The following is a 2,690-nucleotide window of genomic DNA, read 5'->3' as shown; positions in this document are numbered from 1 at the left end:
GAGGTGTTGTGTGGTCTGTTCGCGGAGGTGTTGGGGTTACCGCGGGTGGGGATCGACGACAGTTTCTTCGACCTCGGCGGCCACTCCCTCCTCGCGACCAAGCTCATCAGCCGCGCCCGTACGGCCCTCGATACGGGCCTGTCGATCCGTGATGTCTTTGAGGCGCCCACCGTCGCCGGTCTCGCCGGCCGGGCCCGGAACGACTCCGCCGTCTTCCGTCCCGCACTGCTCCCCGCACTCCGTCCGGCCACTGTGCCGCTCTCGTCGGCGCAGCGTCGGCTCTGGTTCCTGAACCGGCTGGAGGGTCGCGAGTCCGCCGCCTACAACATGCGGTTCGCGGTGCGGTTGTCGGGTGGGTTGGATGTGGTGGCGTTGGATGGGGCGTTGGCGGATGTGGTGGGGCGGCACGAGAGTCTGCGGACGGTGTTTCCGGAGTCGGACGGTGAGCCGCGGCAGGTGGTGTTGGCGGCGGGTGAGGTGTGGCCGGGTCTGCGGGTGCGGCGGGTCGCGGCCCATGAGTTGTCGGGGGCCCTGGCGGGTGAGGCGGGCCGCGGTTTCGATCTGACCGTGGACATCCCCGTACGCGCCGTCCTGTTCCGCACCGGCGCGGCGGAGCACACCCTGCTCCTGGTCGTGCACCACATCGCCGCCGACGGTTGGTCCCTGACACCACTGACGAACGATCTGTCGCGGGCGTATGGGGCGCGGTGTGGGGGTGGGGTGCCGGTGTGGGAGGGGTTGCCGGTGCAGTACGTGGATTATGCGTTGTGGCAGCGGGGGTTGTTGGGGGAGGAGTCGGATGCGGGGAGTGTGGTGGCGCGTCAGTTGGAGTATTGGCGTGGGCGGTTGGCGGGTGTGCCGGAGGAGTTGGTGTTGCCGTTTGATCGGGTGCGTCCGGTGGTGTCGTCGCATCGGGGTGGGGTGGTGCCGTTTGGGTTGGGTGGGGTGGCGCATGGGGGTTTGGTGAGGTTGGGGCGGGAGTCGGGTGCGTCGTTGTTCATGGTGTTGCAGGCGGGGTTGGCGGCGTTGTTGTCGCGGTTGGGTGCGGGGGTGGATGTGCCGGTGGGTTCGCCGATTGCGGGGCGGACGGATGGTGCGTTGGATGAGTTGGTGGGTTGTTTTATGAATACGTTGGTGTTGCGGATGGATGTGTCGGGTGATCCGGTGTTTCGGGAGTTGGTGGGTCGGGCGCGGGAGACGGCGTTGGGTGCGTTCGAGCATCAGGATGTGCCGTTTGAGCGGTTGGTCGAGGTGTTGGATCCGGTGCGTTCGATGGGGCGCAACCCGCTCTTCCAGGTGATGCTCGTCCTACAGAACAACACCGAGGCCGAACTCCACCTGCCAGGACTCGATGTGGCCGCGGTGCCGGTCGGCGCCGACACGGCCAAGCTCGACCTCTCCCTCACCGTCTTCGAACGGCATACCCAAGCCGGGGCCCCCGACGGCATCGAGGGAGTCCTGGAGTACAGCGCGGACGTCTTCGACGCGGCGACGGCGCGGTCGTTGGCGGACCGGTTGGTCCGGCTGTTGGAGCAGGTGGCGGACGATCCGGATCGTACGGTGGGGGAGCTGGACATCCTCACTGACGCCGAGCGGCACCTGACCCTCACCGAGTGGAACGACACCGCCAGGCCGCTGCCCGCTCTCTCCCTCCCCGAGGCGTTCCAACGGCGCGCCGCCCTGTCGCCGGGCGCGGTGGCGGTGGTGTCGGGTGGTGTGGAGCTGACGTACGGGGAGTTGAACGCGCGGGCGAATCGGTTGGCGCGGCGGTTGATCGGGCTGGGTGCGGGTCCTGAGCGGTTGGTGGCGCTGGCGTTGCCGCGTTCGGCGGAGATGCTGGTCGCGCTGCTCGCCGTGCTCAAGTCAGGCGCCGCCTATCTGCCGATCGACCCCACCCATCCGGCCGAACGGCTCCGGCTCGTCCTGACCGACGCCGCGCCCGCCCTGCTGCTCACCGACACCGCCATCGCCGCGACCCTGCCCGACCCCGGCATACCGCGCCTGGTCCTGGACGGTCCCGGGGTCGCCGACGGCCTTGCGGTCCAGGGCGCCGCCGATGTGACCGACGCGGAGCGTACGGCCCCGCTGCGGGAGCGTCATCCCGCCTATGTGCTCTACACCTCGGGCTCCACCGGGCGGCCCAAGGGCGTCCTGATCGAGCACCGTTCGCTGATGAACTTCCTGCTCGCCATGGGCGAACGGTTCCCGATGGGACCGCGGGACCGGCTGCTCGCCGTCACCACCTGGTCCTTCGACATCGCGGGCCTGGAAGTCTGGCTGCCGCTGCTGGCCGGCGCCGGGGTGGTGATCGGCGCGGACGGACTCGTGCTGGACCCGTCCGCGTCGGCCGCGCTCATCGAGAGCGCCGGAGTGACCGTCATGCAGGCGACTCCCGCACTGTGGCAGGAACTTCTGCTGCGCGACGCCGACGCGGTGCGCGGACTGCGCGTCCTGGTCGGCGGCGAGGCCCTCTCGGCGTCCCTGGCCGACGCGCTGACGGCCGGGGCCCGTGAGGTCACCAATCTGTACGGCCCGACCGAGACCACGATCTGGTCCACGGCCGGCCGGCTCACCGCCGGGGGAGCGGTGACCCTGGGTCGGCCGATTTGGAATACGCGGGTGTTTGTGTTGGATGGGGGTTTGCGTCCGGTGGTGCCGGGTGTGGTGGGTGAGTTGTATGTGTCGGGTGT

The 2,690-nt window shown here is 69.4% G+C and carries 1 protein-coding gene; it reads left to right on the top strand.

Translation table 11 applies throughout. The annotated features are described in order from the left end of the window. Window positions 1-45 precede the first annotated feature (45 nt). The coding region (locus ACH4S7_RS36510) for a condensation domain-containing protein (protein WP_398525740.1) at window positions 46-2,690 on the top strand (2,645 nt) is incomplete at its 3' end.

The organism is Streptomyces sp. NPDC020965 (genome assembly GCF_044333555.1).
Lineage (GTDB): Bacteria > Actinomycetota > Actinomycetes > Streptomycetales > Streptomycetaceae > Streptomyces.
The sequence above is the reverse complement of the archived record's forward strand: the minus strand, read 5'-3'. Positions and strand labels throughout refer to the sequence as shown.